Here is a 26,471-nt window from a genome sequence, read left to right as displayed (position 1 = left end):
TCCTCGTCAGAGCCGAACTGTGGGGCAGCTCAGCTCTCGTCCTCGATCCAGCCCATGGTCCGGTCGACGGCCTTGAGCCAGTTCTTGTACTCACGGTCGCGGGTCTCCGCGTCCATGCGGGGGGTCCATTCGGCGGCCCGGCGCCAGTTGGCGCGCAGTTCGTCGGTGCTGGACCAGAAGCCGACGGCCAGGCCGGCGGCGTAGGCGGCGCCGAGGCAGGTGGTCTCCGCGACCATCGGGCGCACCACGGGTGCGTCCAGGACGTCGGAGAGCGTCTGCATCAGCAGGTTGTTGGCGGTCATGCCACCGTCGACCTTGAGGGCCACCAGCTCGTCGCCGGAGTCCTTGACCATGGCGTCGGCGATCTCCCGGGTCTGCCAGGCGGTGGCCTCCAGGACGGCGCGCGCGAGGTGCGCCTTGGTGACGTAACGGGTCAGACCGGCGATCACACCGCGGGCGTCGGAGCGCCAGTGCGGGGCGAACAGACCGGAGAAGGCCGGCACGAAGTAGGCGCCGCCGTTGTCCTCGACCGAGAGCGCGAGCGTCTCGATCTCGGCGGCGGTGGAGATGAGGCCCATCTGGTCGCGCATCCACTGCACCAGCGAGCCGGTGACGGCGATCGAGCCCTCCAGGGCGTACACCGTCGACTGCTCGCCGATCTTGTAACCGACCGTGGTCAGCAGACCGGCGTAGGAGTTGATGATCTTGTCACCGGTGTTCATGACCATGAAGGTTCCGGTGCCGTAGGTCGACTTGGTCTCGCCCTCGGCGAAGCAGCACTGGCCGAACAGGGCCGCCTGCTGGTCGCCGAGCGCGGAGGCGACCGGGATGCCGCCGATCAGGTCGCCGAGCGTGCCGCCGGTGACCTCGCCGTAGACCTCGGCGGAGGAGCGGATCTCGGGCAGGATCTGCAGCGGCACGCCGATGGACTCGGCGATCTTCTCGTCCCACTCCATCGTGTGCAGGTTCATGAGAAGGGTGCGGGAGGCGTTGGTCACGTCGGTGACGTGCCGGCCGCCGTCGACACCGCCGGTCAGGTTCCAGATGACCCAGGTGTCCATGGTGCCGAAGAGGATGTCGCCGGCCTCGGCGCGCTCCTTCAGGCCCTCGACGTTGTCGAGCAGCCAGCGGGCCTTGGGCCCGGCGAAGTAGGAGGCCAGCGGCAGGCCGGTCTCGCGGCGGAAGCGGTCCTGGCCGACGTTGCGGCCCAGCTCGCGGCAGAGGGCGTCGGTGCGGGTGTCCTGCCAGACGATGGCGTTGTAGACGGGCTCACCGGTGTTCTTGTCCCACAGCACGGTGGTCTCGCGCTGGTTGGTGATGCCGATGGCCTTGATGTCGTCCCGGGTGATGCCGGCCTTGGCGATGGCACCGGCGACGACTTCCTGGACGTTGGTCCAGATCTCGTTGGCGTTGTGCTCGACCCAGCCCGGCTTCGGGAAGATCTGCTCGTGCTCCTTCTGGTCGACGGAGACGATACGGCCGTCCCGGTCGAAGACGATGCAGCGGCTGGAGGTGGTGCCCTGGTCGATCGCGGCGATGAACGGGCCTGCGGTGTGGGCGTCGGTCACTGTGTGCTCCTGAAAGATCCGTGGTGAGGGGGCTGTCCGTGGGGCGCGTGCCGGAAGACGGCGGGCTTCTTATGCGAAGGCGACGTTGTAGATTCCGGCACCGATGGCGGCGCCGATCAGCGGACCGACCACCGGGATCCAGGCGTAGCTCCAGTCGGAACCACCCTTGTTGGGCAGCGGCAGCAGAGCGTGCACGATGCGCGGGCCGAGGTCACGGGCCGGGTTGATGGCGTAGCCCGTCGGGCCGCCCAGGGACAGACCGATCGACACCACCACGAGCGCGGTGACGAGGCCGCCGAGGACGCCGAGGCCGTTGCCCTTGTCGTTCAGGCCCTGGGTGAGGACCGCGAGGATGAGCACGACGGTGCCGATGATCTCCGTGGCGAGGTTCTGCGCCACGTTCCGGATCTCCGGACCGGTGGAGAAGATGCCGAGGACCGGGCCGGCACCCGTCTCCTGCGCCTCGACCGCCTTGGCGTCCGTGGCCTGTGCGCCCGGACCGCCGACGATCTCCTTGTCGGTCAGGTGCGCGTGGAACTGGCCGTAGTAGGCGACCCACACCAGGGCGGCACCGATCATCGCGCCGAGCAGCTGTCCGGCGAGGTAGACCGGGACGTTGGTCCAGTCGCTGTTCTTGATCGCGAGGGCGATGGTGACGGCCGGGTTGAGGTGTGCACCGGAGAGGGGTCCGGAGATGTACACGGCCGTCATGACGGCGAAGCCCCACCCGAAGGCGATGGCGAGCCAACCGGCGTTACGGGCCTTGGAGGCCTTCAGCGTGACGGCCGCGCAGACGCCGCCGCCGAGCAGGATGAGTATGGCGGTACCGATGGTCTCGCCGATGAAGATGTCGGAGCTGGACACCCGCGACTCCTTTGTCCTTCGTCCAGGGGACCGAACCCCGGGTCCCTCCGGGAGTTCGAGCTGCCCTCGGGGGTGAGAGCGATGTCGGCCCTTGGCGTTGTCACACTCTAACGCGTATTGCCGGTAGGTGTTCGACAATGCCGACCGATGGACGGGAGTCTTGCTTCGGCGTCACGCATGCGTCAAGGGTTCTGTTATTGAAAACAGGATCGTTATTGATCGCTGCGGGTTATCACTCATCGCGCACCTGACGTAGGCACTGACATGGGATCTCAAAGGATCTAGCCCGATATGTCCACTTCAGGGTAGGGCGAGAACCGGAACGCCGCCCGGCGTCCCGGTCGCCCCTCGGCGAGAGGCAGGGGGCTCAGAACCGGCCCGCGCCCAGATCCCTGGAGACCGCGCGGGCGCAGTCGCGCACCGCCGCGATCAGCTCGGGCCGCAGCTCGCCGTCCCGGCACAGCCGCTCCACGGCACCGGTGATGCCGACCGCGCCCACGGGCATCCGGCGCCGGTCGTGGATGGGCGCGGCGATGGACGCCACGCCCTCCCAGGTCTCTTCCACGTCGGCCGCGTACCCACGCGCGCGCGTGATGTCGAGGAGGTGCTCGAAGGCGTCCCACTCGCACACCGTGCGGTCCGTGAAGGCCTTGCGCTCGGTCTCCAGCGCCTCGCTGTGCGCCACCGGGTCGTACGCCGAGAGCACCTTGCCCAGCGCGGTCGAGTGCAGCGGCTGCATGGCGCCGATCTCCAGCACCTGCCGGCTGTCGTCCGGCCGGAAGACGTGGTGCACGACCAGCACGCCCTGCTGGTGCAGGACCCCCAGGTGCACGCTCTCGCCGCTGGAGCGGGCCAGGTCGTCGGTCCACACCAGGGCCCGGGCGCGCAGCTCGTGCACGTCCAGGTACGTGGTGCCGAGGCGCAGCAGCTCCGCGCCCAGCTGATAGCGCCCCGAGGCGTCGTCCTGCTCCACGAACCCCTCCTGCTGGAGGGTGCGCAGGATGCCGTGGGCGGTGCCCTTGGCGAGGCCCAGCGACGAGGCGATGTCCGACAGGCCCAGTCTCCGCTCGCCGCCCGCGAGCAGCCGCAGCATCGCGGCCGCCCGTTCGAGCGACTGGATGTTCCGTGCCATCGCCGTCCTGCCTCCGTCCCTTCGACCGCCGACGAACGCGGCGCGCGCGGTCGTCCCGGTGCCGAGTGTCGTCACCCGTCGTCCACCGCACACCGTCGCATGGCGTGCTACCCAGCGTTCGGCAATGCCGAACACTACCGGTCCATGTCGACCTCCCGCCAATGGTCGGTCGACACCTGTTACATCACACGTGCCCGGAGCGTGACGCGGGGGCCACCCGGTCCGCCTCGTGGACGCCGCTGCCCATCCAAGCCCACTCCCGGTTACTCTGACGCCGTGCTCTTCCCCAGCCCGATCCGGGGAAGCCGCATAGCCGACAGCCGTCGCACCTAGGGAGCCCCTTCATGGCCTCGTTGCCAACGTCCCCGCATGCCGACAGCCGGACCCGGGTGTCCGCGCTCCGAGAGGCGCTCGCCACGCGTGTGGTGGTCGCGGACGGAGCCATGGGCACGATGCTCCAGGCCCAGGACCCGACCCTGGACGACTTCCAGCAGCTTGAGGGCTGCAACGAGATCCTCAACCTCACGCGCCCCGACATCGTCCGCTCCGTCCACGAGGCGTACTTCGCCGTGGGCGTGGACTGCGTCGAGACCAACACCTTCGGCGCCAACCACTCCGCCCTCGGCGAGTACGACATCTCCGAGCGCGTGTACGAGCTGTCCGAGGCCGGCGCCCGGGTGGCCCGCGAGGTCGCCGACGCGTTCCAGGCGCGGGACGGCCGGCAGCGCTGGGTCCTCGGCTCCATGGGCCCCGGCACCAAGCTGCCCACCCTCGGCCACGCCCCGTACCAGACCCTGCGCGACGCCTACCAGCGCAACGCCGAGGGCCTGGTCGGCGGCGGCGCCGACGCGCTGCTGGTGGAGACCACCCAGGACCTGCTCCAGACCAAGGCCGCCGTCCTCGGCGCCCGCCGCGGCCTCGCGGCCCTCGGGCTCGACCTGCCGGTGATCGTCTCGGTGACGGTCGAGACCACCGGCACCATGCTCCTCGGCTCCGAGATCGGTGCGGCCCTGACCGCCCTGGAGCCGCTCGGCATCGACATGATCGGCCTGAACTGCGCGACCGGCCCGGCCGAGATGAGCGAGCACCTGCGCTACCTCGCCCGCAACGCCCGCATTCCCCTCTCCTGCATGCCCAACGCGGGCCTGCCGGTCCTCACCAAGGACGGCGCCCACTACCCGCTGTCCGCGCCCGAGCTGGCGGACGCGCAGGAGACGTTCGTGCGCGAGTACGGCCTGTCGCTGGTGGGCGGCTGCTGCGGTACGACGCCTGAGCATCTGCGCCAGGTGGTCGAGCGGGTGCGCGGCGTGACCCCGCCCGCGCGTGACCCGCGCCCGGAGCCGGGAGCGGCCTCCCTGTACCAGACGGTGCCGTTCCGGCAGGACACGTCGTACCTGGCGATCGGCGAGCGGACGAACGCGAACGGGTCGAAGAAGTTCCGCGAGGCGATGCTGGAGGCCCGCTGGGACGACTGCGTGGAGCTGGCGCGGGAGCAGATCCGCGAGGGCGCGCACCTGCTGGACCTGTGCGTGGACTACGTCGGCCGGGACGGTGTGGCCGACATGGAGGAGCTGGCCGGGCGGTTCGCGACGGCCTCGACGCTGCCGATCGTGCTCGACTCCACCGAGGTCGACGTGATCCGGGCCGGCCTGGAGAAGCTGGGCGGCCGCGCGGTGATCAACTCGGTGAACTACGAGGACGGCGCGGGCCCCGATTCCCGCTTCGCCCGCGTCACCCGGCTGGCCCAGGAGCACGGTGCGGCCCTGATCGCGCTGACCATCGACGAGGAGGGGCAGGCCCGCACCCCCGAGAAGAAGGTGGAGATCGCCGAGCGGCTGATCGCCGACCTGACCGGGAACTGGGGCATCCGTGAGGAGGACATCCTCATCGACACCCTGACCTTCACCATCTGCACCGGTCAGGAGGAGTCCCGCGGGGACGGCCTGGCCACCATCGAGGCGATCCGCGAGCTCAAGCGCCGCCACCCGGACGTCCAGACCACCCTGGGCCTGTCGAACATCTCCTTCGGTCTGAACCCGGCCGCCCGTATCCTCCTCAACAGCGTCTTCCTCGACGAGTGCGTGAAGGCGGGTCTGGACTCGGCCATCGTGCACGCCTCCAAGATCCTGCCCATCGCCCGCTTCGACGACGAGCAGGTCACCACCGCCCTCGACCTGATCTACGACCGCCGCGCCGAGGGCTACGACCCGCTCCAGAAGCTGATGCAGCTCTTCGAGGGCGCCACCGCGAAGTCGCTGAAGGCCGGCAAGGCCGAGGAACTCGCCGCCCTCCCGCTGGAGGAGCGCCTGAAGCGCCGGATCATCGACGGCGAACGCAACGGCCTGGAAGCGGACCTGGACACGGCCCTGGCGGACCGGCCGGCCCTCGACATCGTCAACGACACCCTCCTGGACGGGATGAAGGTCGTCGGTGAGCTGTTCGGCTCGGGGCAGATGCAGCTGCCGTTCGTGCTCCAGTCCGCCGAGGTGATGAAGTCGGCGGTGGCCTACCTGGAGCCGCACATGGAGAAGTCGGACGCCGAGGGCAAGGGCACCATCGTGCTGGCCACGGTGCGCGGCGACGTCCACGACATCGGCAAGAACCTCGTCGACATCATCCTGTCCAACAACGGCTACAACGTGGTCAACCTCGGCATCAAGCAGCCCGTCTCCGCGATCCTGGAGGCCGCCGAGGAGCACCGGGCCGACGTGATCGGCATGTCCGGGCTGCTCGTGAAGTCCACGGTGATCATGAAGGAGAACCTGGAGGAGCTGAACCAGCGCAAGCTGGCCGCGGCCTACCCGGTGATCCTGGGCGGAGCCGCACTCACCCGCGCCTACGTCGAGCAGGACCTGCACGAGATCTACGAGGGCGAGGTCCGCTACGCCCGCGACGCCTTCGAGGGCCTGCGCCTGATGGACGCCCTCATCGGCGTCAAGCGCGGCGTCCCCGGAGCCAAGCTGCCCGAGCTCAAGCAGCGCCGCGTGCGGCCCGCGGTCGTCGCCCCGGCGGAGGAACGCCCGGAGGAGGGGCACGTCCGCTCCGACGTCGCCACCGACAACCCGGTGCCGGCCCCGCCGTTCTGGGACACCCGGATCGTCAAGGGCATCCAGCTCAAGGAGTACGCGTCCTGGCTGGACGAGGGCGCCCTGTTCAAGGGCCAGTGGGGGCTGCGGCAGGCCCGCACCGGCGAGGGACCGTCGTACGAGGACCTGGTGGAGAGCGAGGGCCGGCCGCGGCTGCGCGGTCTGCTGGACCGGCTGCAGACGGAGAACCTCCTCGAAGCGGCCGTCGTCTACGGCTACTTCCCCTGCGTGTCCAAGGACGACGACCTGATCATCCTGGACGAGCAGGGCAACGAGCGCACCCGCTTCACCTTCCCGCGCCAGCGCCGGGGCCGCCGGCTGTGCCTGTCCGACTTCTTCCGCCCGGAGGAGTCGGGCGAGACGGACGTGGTCGGCCTCCAGGTCGTCACCGTCGGCTCCCGCATCGGCGAGGAGACGGCCAAGCTCTTCGCGGCCAACTCCTACCGCGACTACCTCGAACTGCACGGCCTGTCCGTGCAGTTGGCCGAGGCGCTCGCCGAGTACTGGCACGCCCGCGTCCGCAGCGAGCTCGGCTTCGCCGGCGAGGACCCGGCCGACATCGAGGACATGTTCGCCCTGAAGTACCGGGGCGCCCGCTTCTCCCTCGGCTACGGCGCCTGCCCGAACCTGGAGGACCGCTCGAAGATCGCCGAGCTGCTCCGGCCCGAGCGGATCGGTGTCCACCTGTCCGAGGAGTTCCAGCTGCACCCCGAGCAGTCCACGGACGCGATCGTGATCCACCACCCGGAGGCGAAGTACTTCAACGCCCGGTGAGGCGCGTCTCACCCAGCGCACTGACCGGATAAGTCGTACACTTGTCGGCCCATTGCAGGCCGGTTCCCGCGCGGGAACCGGCCTGCTCGTCCCGCAAGGAGGTGCGTGGATGACCAGCACGGTCCCCGCGCTCGGAACTCGTACGGCCGAAGGCTCGGCGCTGCAGGCGGTGCTCCTGGACATGGACGGCACCCTGGTGGACACCGAGGGCTTCTGGTGGGACGTCGAGGTCGAGGTCTTCGCCGCGCTCGGCCACACCCTGGACGAGTCCTGGCGGCATGTCGTGGTGGGCGGCCCCATGACCCGCAGCGCCGGCTTCCTCATCGAGGCCACCGGCGCCGCCGTCACCCTCGCCGAACTCAGCGCGCTGCTCAACGAGGGCTTCGAGAGCCGCATCGGCCGCGCCCTGCCGCTGATGCCGGGCGCCGCACGGCTCCTCGCCGAACTGCACGAACAGGCCGTGCCCACGGCGCTGGTCTCGGCCTCCCACCGGCGCATCATCGACCGTGTGCTGAGCGTCCTCGGCCCGCACCACTTCGCGCTGTCCATCGCGGGCGACGAGGTCTCGCGCACCAAGCCCTACCCCGACCCGTACCTGCTCGCCGCGGCGGGGCTCGGCGCCGACCCGGCCCGCTGCGCGGTCGTCGAGGACACCACGACCGGCGTCGCCGCCGCCGAGGCCGCGGGCTGCCGGGTGGTCGCCGTACCGTCCGTCGCCCCCATCGCCCCGGCTTTGGGACGCACCGTCGTGACCTCCCTGGAAGAGGTCGACCTGGCATTTCTGCGCGGTCTGATGACGGAAATGCCCTAGCCGTTCACCGGGGGTACCGGCGGTGCGAAGAGGTGCGCTGGACAAATATCCCGGGAAGTACACCCGAGTGGAATTCGCACCCGGTCGCGCGGCCGAATTCCACTGACTCCCCGCACAGTTGAGGGTGTGACGTTCCCCACCCTCCAGGGTCTCGACAACGTTACCCGAGTGTGCTGACCGGTCCCGTTCGAGGGGGATCGGCGGTTCCTTGTGTCCCGATTGGTGGGAAGCTGCACTAATCCTGCCGCTGTCGGGTTTTCTGTGCGTCCGCAGCCGGTTTCACTGCGTGATGACAGGTCAACTCGCAGGGCCGTGAAGCCTCCTGCGGGCGCGGACTAATCTCGTCGCGAGAACATCGCCGCATCCCCCGTGTTTCCGCCGCACCATCCCCGCGTGCCGGATACACGGACCCGAACAGCTCTGGAGAAACTCCCGCATGAACCGCAAGACTTTGGTGCTGCCGGCGCTGGCCGGCCTGCTCACCCCGGTTCTCGCCGCGTGCGGCGGATCCGGCGGCGGGGGCAAGAGCGGCGACGCCATCGTCGTCGGCACCACGGACCGGTTCACCGCCACGAAGGACGCCCCGGCGCCGCTCGACCCGGCCTACGCCTACGACGTCGGCCTCTGGAACATCCTGCGCCAGACCCAGCAGACGCTGATGGCCCAGCCCAAGGGCGAGGGCGACCCCGTCCCGGACGCCGCCGAGAGCTGCGGCTTCACCGACAGCGGCAGCGAGCGCTACGCCTGCAAGCTGCGCGACGGACTGAAGTTCGCCAACGGCGACCCGGTGACCGCCGAGGACGTCAAGTACTCCATCGAGCGCGTGCTGAGCATCAAGTCGGACAGCGGTGTCTCCGCGCTGCTGAACACCATCGACACGATCGAGACGCAGGGCGACCGCGACGTCATCTTCCACCTCAAGACGGCCGACGCCACCTTCCCGTACAAGCTGTCCACCCCGCCCGCGGGCATCGTCGACCCGAAGGACTACGCGAAGGACAAGCTGCGCGACGGCTTCTCGGTGGACGGCTCCGGCCCGTACACCTTCCAGGCCGAGGTCAAGGACAACGCGATCGTCAGCGCCACCTTCACCAAGAACCCTTCGTACAAGGGCAGTGTGACGGTGAACAACAGCAAGGTCGTGATGCGCTCCTACGACTCCGCCGCCGCCATGGGCACGGCGATCGACAAGGGCGACATCGACGTCATGACCCGCACGATGGATCCCGCGCAGATCCAGAAGCTGGACTCCGGCAGCGACAACAAGGTCGACCTGGTCGACATGCCGGGCCTGGAGATCCGCTACCTGGCCTTCGACACCAACGCGCCCAGCGTGAAGTCCAAGGCCGTCCGCCAGGCCATGGCACAGCTCATCAACCGCGGCGAACTGGTCAGCAAGGTCTACGGCACCGAGGCCGAGCCGCTGTACTCGCTGGTCCCGGCCACCGTCACGGGCCACTCCAACTCGTTCTTCAACAAGTACGGCAACCCCAGCGTCGACAAGGCCAAGGCCCTGCTCACCAAGGCGGGCATCACCACCCCGGTGAAGCTGACCCTGCACTACACGACCGACCACTACGGCGCGGCCACGAAGCAGGAGTTCGAGGTCCTGCAGAAGCAGCTCAACGACAGCGGCCTGTTCGACGCCTCCATCCAGGGACACCCCTGGGAGCAGTTCCGGCCCGCCGAGAAGAAGGGCCAGTACGACGTCTACGGCATGGGCTGGTTCCCCGACTTCCCGGACGCCGACAACTTCCTCGCGCCCTTCCTCGACAAGGACAACTTCCTCGGCTCGCCGTACTCCAACCCCACCATCCAGAACACGCTGATCCCGGAGTCCCGCCGCGAGGCCGACCGGCTCTCCGCCGCCAAGAGCCTGACCCAGATCCAGGACACCGTCGCCGAGGACGTCCCGGTCCTGCCCCTGTGGCAGGGCAAGCAGTACGTCGCCGCACGGGGCGACATCACGGGCGTCGCGTACGCCCTCAACTCCTCCTCGACGCTTCAGCTGTGGGAGCTCGGCCGCGGTGTGAGCGGCTGACGGCTCCCCTCGTCCGGGGGCCGGGAACGGCTGACCCGGGACCCGGGGCCAGGACGGCGGCCCCGGGGTGACGGAACCGACGACAAGGCACATGCAGTGAACATGCGTTACCAGTGGCCGGTCCTGCCCATCGTGGCGGGGCTGGCCTCCGGCCTTTTGACCGGCTGTGGAACGGAGAGCGGCGGCTTAGGAGGCACCGGCACCTCCGTGGTGATGGGGATGTCCGACGACGTCCTCGCCACGGACCCGGCGTCCGGCTACGACCCCGGCTCCTGGCTGTTGTTCGACAACGTCTTCCAGTCGCTGCTCAGTTTCCCCAAGGGCGGCACCGAACCCCAGCCCGAACTGGCCAAGAAGTGCACCTTCACCGACTCGCGGGCCACGGTCTACCAGTGCGAGCTGAGAGACGGCCTGAAGTTCAGCAACGATGACGCGCTCACCTCGCAGGACGTGAAGTTCTCCTTCGACCGCATGCTGAGGATCAACGACCCGTCGGGGCCCGCGATCATGTTCCCGACGCTCGGCTCGGTCGACACCCCGGACGCCAAGAAGGTCGTCTTCCACCTGAAGGTCCCCGACGCCACCTTCCCCAGCAAGCTCGCCTCCGGCGCCGGCTCCATCGTGGACCACCGGCAGTACGACGCGGACGGGCTCCGCAAGGACGGCAAGGCCGTCGGCTCCGGCCCCTACCGGCTGGACTCCTTCGACCAGGACAAGGCCGTCTTCTCGGTCAACGGCAACTACCGGGGCACCGCGAAGGTCAAGAACTCCGGCATCACCCTGAAGTTCTTCCACGGCGACCGGGCCGCCCTGAAGAAGGCCCTCCTCGACGGCAGCGTCGACCTCGCCTACCGCGGCCTGTCCGCCTCCGACGTCGCCGGCCTCGACCAGCAGGACGACAGCAAGGGCGTCGACGTCGTCGAGGGCAGCAGCGCCGAGGTCCAGCACCTGGTCTTCAACATGAAGGACCCGGTCGCCGGAAAGCTCGGAGTCCGCAAGGCCATGGCCTATCTCCTCGACCGCGACGCCCTGATCAAGAACGTCTACCAGGGCACCGCCACCCCCCTGTACTCGATCGTCCCGGCGGGCATCGCCGGCCACAACACGGCCTTCTTCGACACCTACGGCGCCCGCCCCTCGCAGGCCGAGGCCGCCGCCGCACTGCGCGCCGACGGCATCACCGGCAAGGTGAAGCTCACCCTGTGGTCCACCCCGTCGCGCTACGGCCCGGCCACCGACCAGGAGTTGAAGGCCATCGCCGGACAGCTCAACGCCGGCGGCCTGTTCGACGCCGACGTCAAGTCGGTCACCTTCGACCAGTACGAGAAGGACATCGCCGCCGGCAAGTACGGCGTCTACGTGAAGGGCTGGGTGCCGGACTACCCCGACCCCGACAACTTCACGGCCCCGTTCTTCGGCAAGGGCAACGTGCTGGACAACCACTACCGCAACGACACCATCACCGGCACGCTCATCCCGCACACCGCCGCGCAGAGCGACCGCGGCGCCACCGACCAGGACTTCGGCCGGCTCCAGGACATCGTCGCCGCCGAACTGCCCGTCCTGCCCGTGTGGCAGGCCAAGCAGTACGCCGTCGCCCGCGACGGCGTCTACGGCCTGGAGTACTGCCTGGACGCCTCGACGGTGTTCCGGTTCTGGGAACTCAGCAAGGACTGAGCGGTACAGACGCAGCGGCGCTGCTTCCCCCCTATGGAGGAGGCAGCGCCCCTGCTGTGTACAGGGCTACTGCGCGCCCGGGCGGACGAGCCCGCTCTCGTACGCGTACACCGCCGCCTGTACCCGGTCCCGCAGGCCCAGCTTGGTCAGCACATGCCCCACGTGCGTCTTCACCGTCGTCTCGCTGACGAACAGATCAGCGGCGATCTCCGCGTTGGACAGCCCGCGCGCCACCAGCTTCAGCACCTCCACCTCGCGGTCGGTGAGCGTGTGCAGCGTGTCCGGCACGGGCTCCTCGCCGGAGGGCAGATGCGTCGCGTACTTGTCCAGCAGACGACGCGTGATGCTCGGCGCCAGCATCGCCTCGCCGGCCGCGACCACGCGGATCGCCTGCACCAGCTCGTTGGCGGGGGCGTCCTTCAGCAGGAAGCCGCTGGCCCCGGCGCGCAGCGCCTCCACCACGTACTCGTCGAGATCGAACGTGGTCAGCACGAGCACCTTGGCCGGGCCGGACCGGTCGGGCCCGGTGATCTGCCGGGTCGCTTCCACACCGTCCATCCGCGGCATACGGATGTCCATCAGCACGACGTCCGGTTGCAGGGCCCGCACCTGATCGAGGGCCTGCAGACCGTCACCGGCCTCGCCCACGACCGCGAGATCCTGCTCGGCCTCCAGGATCATCCGGAAACCCGTACGCAGCAGGGGCTGGTCGTCGACCAGTAGGACGCGGATGGCCACGTGACACTCCTTCGCTAGTCCGCGCCCATTCTGCCCTGCGACCCGGCCTCCGACTCGGCCGCCCTCACCGGCAGCGGATACGGCGGGGGAGTGCCGCCGAACTCGGGGCAGTGCGCCTGATGGTCGCACCAGCCGCACAGCTTGGTCGGGCGCGGGCGCCACTCGCCGGTCTGCGTGGCCTGCCCGATGGCCTCCCACAGCGCGTGCAGCTTGCGCTCGACCCGCTCCAGATCGGCCAGATCCGGGTCGTACGTCAGCACGTCCCCGCTGCCGAGATAGACGAGCTGCAGACGGCGCGGCACGACCTGCTTCAGCCGCCAGACCACGAGGGCGTAGAACTTCATCTGGAAGAGCGCGCCCTCGGCGTACTCGGGCCGGGGCGCCTTGCCGGTCTTGTAGTCGACGATGCGGACCTCGCCCGTCGGCGCCACGTCGACCCGGTCGATGATCCCGCGCAGCCGCAGCCCGGACTCCAGCTCGGCCTCGACGAACAGCTCCCGCTCCGCGGGCTCCAGCCGCGTCGGATCCTCCAGCGTGAACCAGCGCTCCACCAGCCGCTCGGCCTCCGCGAGCCAGCCCGCCAGCCGCTCGCCGTCCGGATCGTCGGCGAACAGCTCCGTCACCTCCGGCCGGCTCTCCCGCAGCCGGTCCCACTGGCCCGGGATCAGCGCCTTGGCCCGCGGCGCGGTCCGCTCCCCGGCGGGCGCGTCGAACAGCCGCTCCAGCACGGCGTGCACCAGCGTGCCTCTCGTCGCCGCCGCGCTCGGCTTCTCCGGCAGCCGGTCGATCACCCGGAACCGGTACAGCAGCGGGCACTGCATGAAGTCGCCGGCCCGCGAGGGCGACAGAGAGGTGGGCGCCTTGGCGACGTGTTCGGCCGCCGCGCCCTCGAAGCTGCTGTCCATGCCCACAGACCTTACGGCCCGCCACTGACAGTGACCCACCCGCCGCCCGGACCGGCCGCGCGACCACGCGGCGAACACAACGGGTGCCGGGGCGAAACACGACACCACGGCCGCATACCATCGACCTCGGACCCTTCCGGCCGGCAGGTGCGGAAGACGCTTCGAACGAGGGGACACCGTGGACGTGAGCGGCGGGAGCGGGCAGCCACGGCCCGGCAACGACGAGCCGGCCGAGCACCCCGCGGTACCTCCGGCCCCTGAGAACGCCGAGGACGACAGCGCTCGGCAGGCCGGCGCCCAAGACGCCGAGGACCGGGCCGGCACCCCGCGACGTCCCGAGACCGACAGCACCGCCTCCACCCCCGACGACCACCCCCACGACACCGCGGCCCCCTCGGAACACCGCTCCCTCGCGCACTCCGGCATCGCCAAGGGCGAACCGCCGCAGCCGCGGCCCAAGGAGCCGGGCGGCGGCATCCTCATGGGGCGCCCCTTCGGGGTGCCCGTGTACGTGGCGCCCAGCTGGTTCCTCGTCGCCGCGCTGATCACCTGGGTCTTCGGCGGCCAGCTCGACCGCGTGCTGCCCGAACTGGGTGCCGCGCGCTACCTGGTCTCGCTGTTCTTCGCCGTCGCCTTCTACGCCTCCGTGCTGGTCCACGAACTGGCCCACACGGTCGCCGCGATCCGCTTCAAGCTCCCGGTCCGCCGCATCCAGCTCCAGTTCTTCGGCGGCGTCTCCGAGATCGAGAAGGAGGCCGAGACCCCCGGCCGGGAATTCGTGCTGGCCTTCGTCGGCCCCCTGCTCTCCCTCGTCCTCGCCGGGGTCTTCTACCTCGCCATGCAGCCCGTCGAACCCCGCTCCGTGCCCGGCGTGCTGCTCGCGGGGCTGATGATCTCCAACCTCATCGTGGCGATCTTCAACCTCCTGCCCGGCCTGCCCCTCGACGGCGGCCGCATGCTCCGCGCCGTCGTCTGGAAGATCACCGGCAAGCCCATGAGCGGCACCGTCGCCGCCGCCTGGGTCGGCCGCGCGCTCGCCGTCGCCGTACTGATCGGCCTGCCGCTGATGAACCAGTCCGGCGCGCTCGGCGGCGACGGCACCGAGGTGAACGGCATGGACACCGTCACCGACGCCCTGCTCGCCGCCATCCTCGCCGCGATCATCTGGACCGGCGCCGGCAACAGCCTGCGCATGGCCCGGCTGCGCGAGCACCTCCCCGAGCTGCGCGCCCGCACCCTCACCCGGCGGGCCGTGCCGGTGCAGACCGACACCCCGCTCTCCGAGGCCCTGCGCCGCGCCAACGCCGCCGGTGCCCGCGCCCTGGTCGTGGTCGACGCCGACGGCAACCCCCTCTCCCTCGTCCGCGAGGCCGCCATCGTCGGCGTGCCCGAGCACCGCCGCCCCTGGGTCGCGGTCAGCGGCCTCGCCCAGGACCTCACCGACGGCATGCGCGTCTCCGCCGAACTGGCCGGCGAGGACCTCCTCGACGTCCTGCGCGCCACCCCGGCCACCGAGTACCTGGTCGTCGAGGAGACCGGCGAGATCTACGGCGTCCTGTCCGCGGCCGACGTCGAGCGCGCCTTCGTCAAGGCCATGGCCCGCCCCTCCGCCTAGCCCCGCCCCTCCGCCTGGTGGTCGGCGGCCCCCGCCGGGGCCGGTAGTCTGTTCACATGTCCGAACCGACCGGTGCCGCCCGCAGGCGCGGGCCCTTCAAGGTCGGGGACCAGGTTCAGCTGACCGACCCCAAGGGCCGCCACTACACGTTCACGCTCGAAGCAGGGAAGAACTTCCACACCCACAAGGGCTCCTTCCCGCACGACGAACTGATCGGTGCTCCCGAGGGCAGCGTTGTCCGCACCACCGGCAACGTGGCCTACCTCGCGCTGCGCCCCCTGCTCCCCGACTACGTCCTGTCCATGCCCCGCGGGGCAGCCGTCGTCTACCCGAAGGACGCGGGGCAGATCCTCGCCTTCGCCGACATCTTCCCCGGCGCGCGCGTCGTGGAGGCCGGCGTCGGCTCCGGCTCGCTCAGCAGCTTCCTGCTGCGCGCCATCGGCGACCAGGGCATGCTGCACTCCTACGAGCGCCGCGAGGACTTCGCCGAGATCGCGCAGGCGAACGTGGAGCGCTACTTCGGCGGCCCGCACCCCGCCTGGCAGCTCACCGTCGGCGACCTCCAGGACAACCTGTCCGACACCGACGTCGACCGCGTCATCCTCGACATGCTCGCCCCCTGGGAGTGCCTGGAAGCCGTCTCCAAGGCACTCGTCCCCGGCGGCATCCTGTGCTGCTACGTGGCCACCACCACCCAGCTCGCCCGGACCGTGGAGTCCATCCGCGAGATCGGCTGCTTCAACGAGCCGACCGCCTGGGAGACCATGATCCGCAACTGGCACATCGAGGGCCTGGCCGTCCGCCCGGACCACCGGATGATCGGCCACACCGGCTTCCTGCTCACCGCCCGCCGCCTCGCGGACGGCGTCGAACCCCCCATGCGCCGCCGCCGCCCCGCCAAGGGCGCCTACGGCGAGGACTACGCCGGACCGAACGCCGACGGCGGCACCGGCCGCTGACCGGCCGCACACGGCTCAACGTGAGGGCGCCGTGCCCGAGTTCCCACCGACCACCGGGAACTCCGGCACGGCGCCCCTTCGTTGACGGGATGCCAGGGTTCCCCGTCCCCCACCGTGCCTACGCCCCGCACGCGCGCGGACGTTGCGCCCGCGGGAATCCCGGACCCCGCCGTTCCCCCGCACTGTGACGTGTGGCACCATGCTGGCCACCCCACCGGCACAGCCCTCACAGGAGACACTCCTCGTGCAGCAATCCGCCGTCCCGGAGCTCGCCCACACCCAGACCAGGCCCATCCACTGGGTCGCCACGGCCACCGCCGTCGCCGGCGTCGTGGCCCTCTCCTCCGTCGTACAGCCCGGCTCCGCCACGGCCGCCACCGGCACACAGCCCAGAGCCGCCCGCACGGCCGTCGCCCCGCCGGGCACCACCGGCGTGGCCTTCCCGCTGAACTGCGGACCGGTCAAGGCAGTGGTGGTGAAGAAGGCCAGCGGGGACCTGGACGGGGACGGCAGACCGGAGACGGTCGCGGTCGTGCACTGCGACACCGCCATGGGCACCCCGCCGGACGGGGTCTACGTCATCACCCGACCGTCCGACGGCGGCACACCGCGCGTGGTCGCCACCCTCGTGAAGCCCCAGGACCGGTTCACCGTCACCGGCTTCTCCCTGCGCGCGGGCGCGGTCGCCGCCACCCTGCTCGGCTACTCCTCGGACGCGGTGCCCAACTGCTGCCCCGACCTGAAGACCCCCGTCACCTGGAAGTGGAGCGGCAGCGCGTTCGTCCGCTCCACGCCCGCCGACACCCACAGCGTCTGACCCGGGGCATGCGGCCCGGAGCCCGGCGGGGACTCAGTCCGCGTCGGGCCCGTACACCTCGACCCTGTCCGAAACACGCCGCACATGGATGCACTCGCCGGGACACTCCCGGGCCGAGTCCACCACGTCCGCGAGCAGCGGCAGCGGCACCGGCGTCGTCGCCCCCGGGCTCTGCAACAGCTCGTCGCCCGCGCCCCTCACATACGCCAGCCCGTCGATGTCCAGCTCGAACACCTCGGGGGCGTACTGGGCACAGATCCCGTCGCCGGTACACAGGTCCTGGTCGATCCAGACCTCCAGCGCCTCGCCCCCCGGGGCCTCCTGCTGCACGGTCACCTCTCCTGCCGTCTCGGTTCGCCGGGCGGCGGGGCGCCGGAAGCGCCAGCCGGGTCCGCTCCAGCGGCTGTTGAACACCCCTCGACCCTACCTCCGCCGCTTTCCGGCCCCCTTCCGCCCGTGACGGGGTTTCCACACGATCACCCACGGGTACGACGGCCCGACCGGGACAGGGGAGCCCCGGCCAGGGGAACGACCACTTCAGGCCGCGCCGACGGTCACACCGTCCGCCCGGACCGTCGCTCTGCGTGAGGACGTGCGAGCGCGCGGCAGGCTGCCCGCACACAGGCCGACCAGCCCTGAACGGACAACTCCGGCCAGCATTGAAGGAATTCGACCACGCGATGCCCGGAACAAGCTGCTTCCACATCACGTTGAGTGGGTATCCCCTCCGTGCGAGGGAGAGCGCATCGGGTGACCGACGACACACCTTGACAGTCTTGGTGATCTAGGGGTTTCAATCGACACCCACCCAGGTAGGGTCTGGAAGCGTCCAGCTCCCCTTGGAGGAGGTGAGGACCGTGGCAGCCCACGACGACGACATGAACCGCGGCATCCGCCCGGGACGAGGGTCCGACGACCCGGCCGGGCAGATCGCCTACCTTGAGCAGGAGATCGCCGTCCTGCGACGCAAGCTCGCCGACTCTCCGCGGCACACGAGGATTCTCGAAGAGCGGATCGTCGAGCTACAGACGAACCTGGCCGGCGTGTCCGCCCAGAACGAACGACTGGCCAACACCCTCCGCGAGGCCCGCGACCAGATCGTGGCCCTCAAGGAAGAAGTCGACCGGCTCGCCCAGCCACCGGCCGGCTTCGGCGTCTTCCTGCAAGCCAACGAGGACGGCACGGCCGACATCTTCACCGGCGGCCGCAAGCTCCGGGTGAACGTCAGCCCAAGCGTCGACCTCGACGACCTGCGGCGCGGCCAGGAAGTCATGCTCAACGAGGCGCTCAACGTGGTCGAGGCCATGGAATACGAGAGCGTCGGCGACATCGTCACCCTCAAGGAGATCCTGGAGGACGGCGAGCGCGCCCTCGTACTCGGGCACACCGACGAGGAGCGGGTGGTACGGCTCGCCGAGCCACTGCTGGACGTCACCATCCGCCCCGGCGACGCCCTCCTCCTCGAACCCCGCTCCGGCTACGTCTACGAAGTCGTGCCCAAGAGCGAGGTCGAAGAACTCGTCCTCGAAGAAGTCCCGGACATCGGTTACGACCAGATCGGCGGCCTCGGCAACCAGATCGAGGCCATCCGTGACGCCGTCGAGCTGCCGTACCTCTACCCCGACCTGTTCAAGGAGCACGAGCTGCGTCCGCCCAAGGGCGTACTGCTCTACGGCCCGCCCGGCTGCGGCAAGACACTCATCGCCAAAGCCGTCGCGAACTCCCTGGCCAAGAAGGTCGCCGAGGTCACCGGCCAAGCCGCCGGCAAGAGCTTCTTCCTCAACATCAAGGGCCCCGAACTGCTCAACAAGTACGTCGGCGAGACCGAGCGGCAAATCCGCCTCGTCTTCCAGCGTGCCCGCGAGAAGGCCAGCGAGGGCACCCCCGTCATCGTCTTCTTCGACGAGATGGAGTCCCTCTTCCGCACCCGCGGCTCCGGCGTCAGCTCGGACGTGGAGAACACCATCGTCCCCCAGCTGCTCGCCGAGATCGACGGCGTGGAAGGCCTGCAGAACGTGGTCGTCATCGGCGCCTCCAACCGCGAGGACATGATCGACCCCGCCATCCTCCGCCCCGGCCGACTCGACGTGAAGATCAAGATCGAACGTCCCGACGCCGAGGCCGCCAAGGACATCTTCGGCAAGTACCTCACCGAACGCCTCCCGCTGCACGCCGACGACCTCGGCGAACACGGCGGCGACAAGACCACCACCGTCCAGAGCATGATCCAGACGGCGGTCGAGCAGATGTACGCCGAGTCCGAGGAAAACCGCTTCCTGGAAGTCACCTACGCCAACGGCGACAAGGAAGTCCTCTACTTCAAGGACTTCAACTCCGGCGCCATGATCGAGAACATCGTGGGCCGCGCCAAGAAAATGGCGATCAAGGACTTCCTCGAAAAGACACAGAAAGGCCTCCGCGTCTCCCACCTCCTCCAGGCCTGCGTGGACGAGTTCAAGGAGAACGAGGACCTGCCCAACACCACCAACCCGGACGACTGGGCCCGAATCTCCGGAAAGAAGGGCGAGCGGATCGTGTACATCCGCACGCTCATCACCGGAAAGCAGGGCGCGGACACCGGACGCTCCATCGACACGGTGGCGAACACCGGTCAATACCTGTAAAAGCAGGGCGGCTGCGGGTGCCCTCACCGGGTACCCGCAGCCCTCTGTTTTTCCGGCCACCACCCGCCACCACCGGCCACGACCGGAGCAGGCAATGACGCAAATGATCTCCCCACCAGCGCAAAGGCGTTCTAGGCTCGTTCCTGCCGCCGAGTCGCGCCGTGCGGGGACGGGCACCGCGCACGCACCGGAGCCCCGGTGGTACGTGAGCGGCGCCCACGACCGAGGGTGCCGCCGGGCAAGGAGGGCCGCATGACCGTACGGCGAGTAATGGGCATCGAGACGGAGTACGGAATCTCCGTCCCCGGCCACCCCAACGCCAATGCCATGCTCACCTCGTCCCAGATCGTCAACGCCTACGCGGCGGCGATGCACCGGGCCCGACGGGCCCGCTGGGACTTCGAGGAGGAGAACCCGCTGCGGGACGCGCGAGGCTTCGACCTCGCCCGGGAGGCCGCCGACGCCAGCCAGCTCACCGACGAGGACATCGGCCTCGCCAACGTGATCCTCACCAACGGCGCCCGGCTGTACGTCGACCACGCCCACCCCGAGTACAGCGCCCCCGAGGTGACCAACCCGCGCGACGCCGTCCTGTGGGACAAGGCCGGCGAACGGATCATGGCCGAGGCCGCCGAGCGGGCCGCCCAGCTCCCCGGCGCCCAGCCGATCCACCTCTACAAGAACAACACCGACAACAAGGGCGCCTCCTACGGCACACACGAGAACTACCTGATGAAGCGGGAGACCCCCTTCTCGGACATCGTGCGCCACCTCACGCCCTTCTTCGTCTCCCGCCAGGTCTTCGCCGGAGCAGGCCGCGTCGGCATCGGCCAGGACGGCCACGAACACGGCTTCCAGCTCAGCCAGCGCGCGGACTACTTCGAGGTCGAGGTCGGCCTGGAGACGACCCTCAAACGCCCCATCATCAACACCCGCGACGAGCCGCACGCCGACGCCGAGAAGTACCGCCGACTGCACGTGATCATCGGCGACGCCAACCTGTCGGAGATCTCGACCTACCTGAAACTGGGCACGACCGCCCTCGTCCTGTCCATGATCGAGGACGGCTTCATCGCGGTCGACCTCGCCGTCGACCAGCCCGTACGCACCCTCCACCAGGTCTCCCACGACCCCGGCCTGCAACGCCTGGTCACCCTCCGCAGCGGCCGCACACTCACCGCGGTCCAACTCCAGATGGAGTACTTCGAGCTGTCGCGCAAGTACGTCGAGGAGCGCTACGGCGCCGACGCGGACGAACAGACCAAGGACGTCCTGACCCGCTGGGAAGACACTCTGAACCGCCTGGAGAACGACCCGATGAGCCTCGCCGGCGAGCTGGACTGGGTCGCCAAGCGAGAACTCATGGAGGGCTACCGCCGCCGTGACGACCTCGACTGGGACGCGGCCCGGCTCCACCTGGTCGACCTCCAGTACGCCGACGTACGCGCCGAGAAGGGCCTCTACAACCGTCTGGCGGCCCGCGGCCGCATGAAGCGCCTGCTGGACGAGTCCGAGGTCGACAGGGCCCGCACGACGCCCCCGGAGGACACCAGGGCCTACTTCCGCGGCCGCTGCCTGGAGCAGTACGCCGACGACGTCGCCGCCGCGAGCTGGGACTCGGTCATCTTCGACCTCCCCGGCCGCGACTCCCTCCAGCGCGTTCCAACCCTGGAACCGCTACGCGGAACGCGAAATCACGTCAAGGAGCTCCTGGACCGCTGCCGCACGGCAGAAGACCTGGTCAGGGTGTTGTCGGGCGGCTGAGCACAGCCGGCGGACAGCCGCGGCGCCCCGGGCGGACAGGGTGGAAAACCCGCCGTCCGGGAATCATCGAGGTGGCCCCCGTACGTTGTGGAAACTGCGGGGCCGATGTCGGACCCGGCTTGTAGGGTCTGATCATCACCGATCGGCAGGCGAACTGAGCGGGGTGAGGGTTATGGCGACGAAGGACACCGGCGGCGGCCAGCAGAAGGCCACACGGTCCACCGAGGAAGTCGAGGAGCAGGCGCAGGACGCGCAGGCTTCGGAGGACCTCAAGGAGCGGCACGAGAAGCTGAGCGATGACGTGGACTCGGTGCTGGACGAAATCGATGATGTGCTCGAAGAGAACGCCGAGGACTTCGTGCGCTCATTCGTTCAGAAGGGTGGCCAGTAGCCTTCGAATCAAAGGTTGCGGGGGGATTTGGGGTGGTGAACGAAGAAGCCGTGAAGCGCTGCGTGCGGTGCGGTGAGTACAAGCCGCGCGCAGCCTTCGCTCGTAAGCGGTCGAACCTCGACGGCTTGCAACGGCATTGCCGGGACTGTGCAACGCGCTACCACTGCCGCGCACCGGAGCCGCAAGTGCACGGCCCCGAGGACGAGGTGCCAATCGGGCACAAGCGGTGCCGAGGACGTGGTGAGGTGAAGCCGCACGGCGACTGGCATCGAAAGGGCAACCGCCTGGCAAGTCGCTGCAAGTCGTGTCGTGCAGCTCAAGGGCCCGCCGATCACCTGAAGCGTCGCTACGGCCTCACGCTAGCCGAGCGCGACGCGATGATCGCCGCCCAGCGCGGCCTGTGCGCGATCTGCCTGGATGCCCTGCCCGTGCATGTGGATCACTGCCACAGGACGGGTAGGGTCCGAGGCGTACTGTGCTTCAACTGCAACTCGGCCATCGGCAAGTTGGGTGACCACCCCGACGCCGTACGCCGGGCCGCTGCCTATCTGGAAGGAAACTCGTGGAAGCCAATACTCGTGGCACCGGGCGTCTACCAGCTGCCTTCCTGACGCCGGGCTCTTCTTCGTTCATGGACTTCCTCTCCGCGCACCAGCCCGAGATGCTGCCGGGCAATCGGCAGCTGCCGCCCACCCAGGGCGTGCTGGAGGCGCCGCACGGCACGACCATCGTGGCCGCGACGTTCCCCGGAGGCGTCGTGCTGGCCGGTGACCGGCGGGCGACGATGGGCAATGTCATCGCTCAGCGGGACATCGAGAAGGTCTTCCCGTCGGACGAGTACTCGGCGGTGGGTATCGCCGGTACCGCCGGTCTGGCCGTCGAGATGGTCAAGCTCTTCCAGTTGGAGCTGGAGCACTTCGAGAAGGTCGAGGGTGCCCAGCTGTCCCTGGAGGGCAAGGCCAACCGGCTGTCGACGATGATCCGCTCCAACCTCGGCATGGCCATGCAGGGCCTCGCCGTGGTCCCCCTCTTCGCCGGGTACGACCTGGACCGTGAGAAGGGGCGCATCTTCTCCTATGACGTCACGGGCGGTCGCAGCGAGGAGCACAACTTCGCGGCGACGGGCTCCGGCTCGATCTTCGCGCGTGGTGCGATGAAGAAGCTGTTCCGTGACGACCTGACCGAGGAGCAGGCCACCACCCTGGTGGTCCAGGCTCTCTACGACGCGGCAGACGACGACTCGGCGACCGGTGGTCCCGATGTCGCCCGCCGGATCTACCCGATCATCACCGTGATCACCGAGGACGGCTTCCGCCGGCTCACCGAGGACGAGGCCTCGGAGCTGTCCCGGGCGGTGCTCCAGCGCCGCCTGGAGGAGCCGGACGGCCCCAAGGCCGCGCTGCTCTGAGGCAGCGGGCCCCGGTTTCTTGTGAAGGTGATCCAGTGACCACGACAGAAAGGGACGGATAACCGGTGTCGACGCCGTTCTATGTCTCACCCCAGCAGGCCATGGCCGACCGGGCCGAGTACGCGCGCAAGGGCATCGCGCGCGGTCGTAGCCTCGTCGTGCTGCAGTACGCCGACGGCATCGTGTTCGTCGGCGAGAACCCGTCCCGTGCGCTGCACAAGTTCAGCGAGATCTACGACCGGATCGGTTTCGCGGCCGCCGGCAAGTACAACGAGTACGAGAACCTCCGCATCGGCGGTGTCCGCTACGCCGATCTGCGCGGTTACACGTACGACCGTGACGACGTCACGGCCCGTGGTCTGGCGAACGTGTACGCCCAGACGCTGGGCACGATCTTCTCGTCGGCGGCCGAGAAGCCGTACGAGGTGGAGCTGATCGTCGCCGAGGTGGGGGAGACCGCCGAGGGCGACCAGATCTACCGGCTGCCGCACGACGGCTCCATCGTGGACGAGCACGGCTCGGTCGCGGTCGGGGGCAATCCGGAGCAGATCACCACCTATCTGGAGCGTGAGCACCGCGACGGCATGAGCCTGGCCGAGGCGCTCAAGCTCGCGGTGCAGGCTCTGTCCCGCGAGTCCAACGGCACGCAGCGGGAGATTCCCGCCGACCGCCTGGAGGTCGCGGTGCTGGACCGTACGCGGCCGCAGAAGCGCAAGTTCAAGCGCATCGTCGGCCGTCAGCTCGCCCGTCTGCTGGAGGCGGACGGTGCGGCCACGGAGGCGGAGAGCGCCGAGGAGCCGGAGGAGTCGGGCGAGGAGTAGCCTGCGGCCCTGTTCTGCTCCGGTGTGCCCCGGCCGCTGTCCTGGCCGGGGCACACGTGTTTTCGCGGGTCCGCTCAGTGGCGCGGTGGCGGCGCTGTCGAGCCGCGGACGACCAGGTGGACGGGGATGTCCCCGCTCTCGGGCGCAGTGCCTTCCAGGACGGTCAGCAGGGCCTGCATGCCGCGTTCGCCGAACAGTTCGGCGTCGAGTCGTACTGTCGTCAGTTCGGGGTCGATGGCGGTGGCCAGGGCGAGGTCGTCGAGGCCGGTGACGGAGATGTCGTCCGGGATGCGCAGGCCGAGGCGGCGGATGGCCTTGTAGGCGCCGGCGGCGAGTTTGTCGTCGTCGCAGACGACCGCGGTGGGGCGTGGTCCGGGTGTGGTGAGTGCGGCCTCGGTGGCGGCCTGGGCGCCGTCGATGGAGATGGGGGCCCTGGCTGTACGGACCTCGGTGCCGGGTGCGGCTGCCATGCGTGTGGCCAGTTCCCGTGCGCGCAGTTCGAAGGTCCAGGACGGCACGTCGGCGGCGAGGTGCAGTACTCGGCGATGGCCGAGGGCCAGGAGATGGTCGGTGACCTGGCGGACTCCGTCGGCGATGTCCAGGTTGACGGTCGCCGCGCCCAGGCTGCCCGCGGGGTCGCTGTCGAGCATGACGAGGGGCAGTTGGTCGCCGCGGATCGCGGTGAGTGCGTCGGCGGCCATCGAGGAGGCGAGGACGCCGTCCAGGGCGGCCTGTGCGGAGGCGAAGGGGTCGCGGGCGGGGCCGATGCCTTCGGGGGAGGGGTACAGCACGACGCCGAAGCCGTGTTCGGCGGCGACGCGTGCGGCGCCCGTGTAGACGCCTGCGAAGAACTCCGTGGTCAGGGCGGGGACGACGAGCAGGACGGTGCGGGTGCGGCCGAGGCGGAGGTTGCGGGCGGCGAGGTTGGGCCGGTAGCCGAGTTCGCGTGCTGCTTCGCGGACTCGTTCGGCGGTGGTTTCGGAGACGCGTCCGCGCCATTTGTCGCCGAGGACGAGTGAGACGGCGGCCTGCGAGACCCCGGCTGCCTGGGCGACGTCACGGCTGGTCGGTCGCGTGCTGCTGCGTGCCACCGTGGTTGCGCTCCTTCACCTGGACGTCCGAACAGCGCACATGGTACGTATGAGGGAGGACGTTATACGTAACACGTGGGGCGGGCGAGGCTCCGCGTGCGAGCTGCTGAAGGGCAGGACATGGCCACCGGATACCTGGGGATACTCCGGGCGCGGCACGCGCTGCGGCTGCTCACCGGCACGCTGGTCGGCCGGCTGCCCAACGCGACCGCGGCCATCGCCCTGGTGCTCTTCGTGCGTGCCGAGGGCGGCACCTACAGCCTCGCCGGCGGTCTCGCGGCCGTGTACGGCGTCGCCAACGCGGTCGGCCAGCCGGTGCTGGGCCGGCTCGTGGACCTGCACGGACAGCCGCGCGTCCAGCTGCCCGCCGCGGTCCTCGCCGCCGCCTCCATGACCGTCTTCGCCTTCTGCGGCACCGATCCGCTGCCCCTGGCCTACGCCTCCGTCGCCGCGGCGGGACTGTTCGCCCCGCCCCTGGAGGGCGGCCTGCGCGCGCTGTGGCCGTCCGTGCTGCGCGGCGAGGAGCAGGTGCACACCGCGTACGCCATGGACGCGATCGCGCAGGAGGTCATGTTCACCGTGGGGCCGCTGCTGGTGACCCTGTGCGTGTCCGTGTGGGACGAGCGTGCCGCCCTGCTCGTGCTGAACCTCCTGGGTGTCCTCGGCGCGCTCTCCGTGGTCGTCTCGCCGCCCTCGCGCGCGTGGCGCTCGGCCCCGCGCGAGGCCCACTGGCTCGGCGCCCTGCGTTCGCCCGGCCTGCTCGCCCTGCTCGGCGCCTTCCTGTTCATCGGTATCGCGCTCGGCTCCATCACGGTCGCGTCGGTGTCGTACGCCGACGGGCACGGCGGTGACGCGGTCTACGGCTGGATGATGGCCGGGCTGGGCCTCGGTGCGCTCGTCGGCGGCGCGGTGTACGGCGCCCGTCGGTGGTCCGGCGTGCCCGAGCGGCGACTGCGGCTGCTGGTGGCGCTTCTGGCGGTGTGTTACCTGCCGCTCATGCTGGTGCCGGGTGCGGTGCCCATGGTGTTGCTGGCGGTGGTGTCCGGGGTGTTCCTCGCGCCGTGCATCGCCTGCGCGTTCATCATCGTCGACCGGCATGCGCCGAGGGGGACCGTCACCGAGGCGTTCTCCTGGCTTGTCACGACGTTCACCGTGGGTGCCTCGGTCGGTACGGGGCTCGCCGGTCCCGTGGTCCAGGCCGGGGGCACGGTGTGGGGCTTCGCGGTTCCCGGTGTCGCGGGTGCCGTGTCGTTGCTGGTCCTGCTCGCCACCGGGCGGGTCCTCGCAGCTCCCGCGCGGGGTGCGGTTGTTGCGGCTTCATCGGAAACTGATCCAAATCGTGCTGTCGAACCCCGTTTCAGCTCAGGGGATCGGGCGTAATGTTC

The 26,471-nt window shown here is 69.7% G+C and carries 21 protein-coding genes; 14 read left to right on the top strand and 7 right to left on the bottom strand.

Annotated elements, in window-relative coordinates; genetic code table 11:
* Nucleotides 1-29: 29 nt before the first annotated feature.
* The 3 genes from glpK to ACFC8N_RS21040 form a co-directional block, all read right to left on the bottom strand.
* A complete protein-coding gene (glpK, locus tag ACFC8N_RS21050; RefSeq protein WP_356022389.1) occupies nucleotides 30-1,568 on the bottom strand; it encodes a glycerol kinase GlpK in 1,539 nt (512 codons plus the stop codon).
* Between the two features lie 69 nt (nucleotides 1,569-1,637).
* On the bottom strand, nucleotides 1,638-2,432 hold the full coding sequence (locus ACFC8N_RS21045; protein WP_362819264.1) for an MIP/aquaporin family protein: 795 nt from the start codon (nucleotides 2,430-2,432) through the stop codon (nucleotides 1,638-1,640).
* A 367-nt stretch (nucleotides 2,433-2,799) separates the two neighbouring features.
* Nucleotides 2,800-3,564: an IclR family transcriptional regulator gene (locus tag ACFC8N_RS21040; RefSeq protein WP_376289005.1), complete on the bottom strand. Its 765-nt coding sequence runs from the start codon at nucleotides 3,562-3,564 to the stop codon at nucleotides 2,800-2,802.
* A gap of 344 nt (nucleotides 3,565-3,908) precedes the next feature.
* Between ACFC8N_RS21040 and metH the strand changes: the two genes are divergently transcribed.
* The 4 genes from metH (at nucleotide 3,909) to ACFC8N_RS21020 (ending at nucleotide 11,953) form a co-directional block, all read left to right on the top strand.
* Nucleotides 3,909-7,424, top strand: coding sequence for a methionine synthase (metH, locus tag ACFC8N_RS21035; RefSeq protein WP_376289003.1), 3,516 nt, complete (start codon nucleotides 3,909-3,911; stop codon nucleotides 7,422-7,424).
* A 109-nt stretch (nucleotides 7,425-7,533) separates the two neighbouring features.
* Nucleotides 7,534-8,235, top strand: a complete 702-nt coding sequence (locus ACFC8N_RS21030; protein WP_356022380.1) for an HAD family phosphatase — start codon at nucleotides 7,534-7,536, stop codon at nucleotides 8,233-8,235.
* Between the two features lie 436 nt (nucleotides 8,236-8,671).
* The gene (locus ACFC8N_RS21025) at nucleotides 8,672-10,276 is read left to right on the top strand and encodes an ABC transporter substrate-binding protein (RefSeq protein ID WP_356022378.1); all 1,605 of its coding nucleotides are present in this window, start codon (nucleotides 8,672-8,674) and stop codon (nucleotides 10,274-10,276) included.
* Nucleotides 10,277-10,372: 96 nt separating this feature from the next.
* On the top strand, nucleotides 10,373-11,953 hold the full coding sequence (locus ACFC8N_RS21020) for an ABC transporter substrate-binding protein (RefSeq protein ID WP_376289001.1): 1,581 nt from the start codon (nucleotides 10,373-10,375) through the stop codon (nucleotides 11,951-11,953).
* A gap of 66 nt (nucleotides 11,954-12,019) precedes the next feature.
* Here the strand turns inward: ACFC8N_RS21020 and ACFC8N_RS21015 are convergent, their stop codons facing one another.
* Both ACFC8N_RS21015 and ACFC8N_RS21010 read right to left on the bottom strand, forming a co-directional pair.
* Nucleotides 12,020-12,691 (bottom strand): response regulator transcription factor, encoded by a 672-nt coding sequence (locus ACFC8N_RS21015; RefSeq protein WP_071375780.1) that lies wholly within the window; start codon nucleotides 12,689-12,691, stop codon nucleotides 12,020-12,022.
* 14 nt (nucleotides 12,692-12,705) lie between these two features.
* Entirely contained in the window at nucleotides 12,706-13,596 is an 891-nt protein-coding gene (locus ACFC8N_RS21010; protein ID WP_356022373.1) for a RecB family exonuclease, read from the bottom strand.
* Nucleotides 13,597-13,774: 178 nt separating this feature from the next.
* On the opposite strand from ACFC8N_RS21010, the gene ACFC8N_RS21005 reads away from it, so the two are divergent.
* The 3 genes from ACFC8N_RS21005 to ACFC8N_RS20995 all read left to right on the top strand — a co-directional run bounded on the left by ACFC8N_RS21005 (nucleotide 13,775) and on the right by ACFC8N_RS20995 (nucleotide 16,987).
* Nucleotides 13,775-15,211: a site-2 protease family protein gene (locus ACFC8N_RS21005; RefSeq protein ID WP_376288999.1), complete on the top strand. Its 1,437-nt coding sequence runs from the start codon at nucleotides 13,775-13,777 to the stop codon at nucleotides 15,209-15,211.
* A 56-nt stretch (nucleotides 15,212-15,267) separates the two neighbouring features.
* Nucleotides 15,268-16,170, top strand: a complete 903-nt coding sequence (locus ACFC8N_RS21000; RefSeq protein ID WP_067050546.1) for a tRNA (adenine-N1)-methyltransferase — start codon at nucleotides 15,268-15,270, stop codon at nucleotides 16,168-16,170.
* 244 nt (nucleotides 16,171-16,414) lie between these two features.
* Nucleotides 16,415-16,987 (top strand): hypothetical protein, encoded by a 573-nt coding sequence (locus ACFC8N_RS20995; protein ID WP_356022368.1) that lies wholly within the window; start codon nucleotides 16,415-16,417, stop codon nucleotides 16,985-16,987.
* Between the two features lie 33 nt (nucleotides 16,988-17,020).
* Here the strand turns inward: ACFC8N_RS20995 and ACFC8N_RS20990 are convergent, their stop codons facing one another.
* Entirely contained in the window at nucleotides 17,021-17,323 is a 303-nt protein-coding gene (locus tag ACFC8N_RS20990) for a ferredoxin (protein WP_356022686.1), read from the bottom strand.
* Between the two features lie 521 nt (nucleotides 17,324-17,844).
* On the opposite strand from ACFC8N_RS20990, the gene arc reads away from it, so the two are divergent.
* The 6 genes from arc to prcA all read left to right on the top strand — a co-directional run bounded on the left by arc (nucleotide 17,845) and on the right by prcA (nucleotide 23,995).
* On the top strand, nucleotides 17,845-19,611 hold the full coding sequence (gene arc, locus ACFC8N_RS20985) for a proteasome ATPase (protein ID WP_071375775.1): 1,767 nt from the start codon (nucleotides 17,845-17,847) through the stop codon (nucleotides 19,609-19,611).
* A gap of 252 nt (nucleotides 19,612-19,863) precedes the next feature.
* Nucleotides 19,864-21,375 carry a depupylase/deamidase Dop gene (dop, locus tag ACFC8N_RS20980; RefSeq protein WP_356022366.1) on the top strand — a complete coding sequence of 504 codons (1,512 nt, stop codon included), beginning with the start codon at nucleotides 19,864-19,866 and terminating at the stop codon, nucleotides 21,373-21,375.
* 172 nt (nucleotides 21,376-21,547) lie between these two features.
* Nucleotides 21,548-21,766, top strand: a complete 219-nt coding sequence (locus tag ACFC8N_RS20975) for a ubiquitin-like protein Pup (protein WP_030608326.1) — start codon at nucleotides 21,548-21,550, stop codon at nucleotides 21,764-21,766.
* A 32-nt stretch (nucleotides 21,767-21,798) separates the two neighbouring features.
* The gene (locus ACFC8N_RS20970) at nucleotides 21,799-22,377 is read left to right on the top strand and encodes an endonuclease VII domain-containing protein (protein WP_376288995.1); all 579 of its coding nucleotides are present in this window, start codon (nucleotides 21,799-21,801) and stop codon (nucleotides 22,375-22,377) included.
* The gene (gene prcB / locus ACFC8N_RS20965; RefSeq protein WP_376288993.1) at nucleotides 22,329-23,174 is read left to right on the top strand and encodes a proteasome subunit beta; all 846 of its coding nucleotides are present in this window, start codon (nucleotides 22,329-22,331) and stop codon (nucleotides 23,172-23,174) included. Before ACFC8N_RS20970 ends, prcB begins: the two co-directional genes overlap by 49 nt.
* Nucleotides 23,175-23,239: 65 nt before the next feature.
* Nucleotides 23,240-23,995: a proteasome subunit alpha gene (prcA, locus tag ACFC8N_RS20960; protein WP_356022358.1), complete on the top strand. Its 756-nt coding sequence runs from the start codon at nucleotides 23,240-23,242 to the stop codon at nucleotides 23,993-23,995.
* A gap of 74 nt (nucleotides 23,996-24,069) precedes the next feature.
* On the opposite strand, the gene ACFC8N_RS20955 is transcribed toward prcA, so the two are convergent.
* Nucleotides 24,070-25,086, bottom strand: coding sequence for a LacI family DNA-binding transcriptional regulator (locus tag ACFC8N_RS20955; protein WP_362819259.1), 1,017 nt, complete (start codon nucleotides 25,084-25,086; stop codon nucleotides 24,070-24,072).
* A 120-nt stretch (nucleotides 25,087-25,206) separates the two neighbouring features.
* Between ACFC8N_RS20955 and ACFC8N_RS20950 the strand changes: the two genes are divergently transcribed.
* Complete coding sequence (locus tag ACFC8N_RS20950; protein ID WP_376288991.1) at nucleotides 25,207-26,466, top strand: MFS transporter; 1,260 nt, start codon at nucleotides 25,207-25,209, stop codon at nucleotides 26,464-26,466.
* Nucleotides 26,467-26,471: the final 5 nt, after the last annotated feature.

The sequence above is a fragment of the Streptomyces sp. NPDC055966 genome, from assembly GCF_042269865.1.
GTDB lineage: Bacteria > Actinomycetota > Actinomycetes > Streptomycetales > Streptomycetaceae > Streptomyces.
The sequence above is the reverse complement of the archived record's forward strand: the minus strand, read 5'-3'. Positions and strand labels throughout refer to the sequence as shown.